Raw genomic sequence first — 357 nt, 5'->3', positions numbered from 1 at the left:
TAGCTTGTTTTAAACGTTTATATATTTCTTGATGCATTTCTTCTGGGTGTGGACCTTTATGTCCTGGAACATCTATTTTATTTAATGGATCATTAAGAACATCTTTTCGCCAATTTCCATTCTTAATGTAACTATCCCTTAAAATAGTACAGCTCTGAAGTAGAAAATTCTCTTTATTAACCCACAGAGGATTTAATCATGAAAAAAATGACTGAACATCAAATCGTATCTATTTTAAAAGAAGCTGAAGCCGGTATTCCTGTTAAAGAACTTTGCCGTAAATATGGTATCGGCAACTCGACTTTTTATAAATGGCGGCAAAAATACGGTGGTATGGAAACCTCCGATATCAAACGT

The 357-nt window shown here is 33.6% G+C and carries 2 protein-coding genes; one reads left to right on the top strand and one right to left on the bottom strand.

Features of this window, described 5'->3' with window-relative positions; translation table 11 throughout:
- On the bottom strand, positions 1 to 127 hold a 127-nt coding region (locus tag BGI33_RS14105), incomplete at its 3' end, for an AHH domain-containing protein (protein WP_373885163.1).
- 71 nt (positions 128 to 198) lie between these two features.
- On the opposite strand from BGI33_RS14105, the gene BGI33_RS03420 reads away from it, so the two are divergent.
- Positions 199 to 357, top strand: a 159-nt coding sequence (locus BGI33_RS03420; protein ID WP_144235356.1) for a transposase, incomplete at its 3' end; no start/stop codon positions are given.

Origin of the sequence: Snodgrassella alvi, assembly GCF_002777425.1 — a bacterium.
Lineage (GTDB): Bacteria > Pseudomonadota > Gammaproteobacteria > Burkholderiales > Neisseriaceae > Snodgrassella > Snodgrassella alvi_B.
The sequence above is the reverse complement of the archived record's forward strand: the minus strand, read 5'-3'. Positions and strand labels throughout refer to the sequence as shown.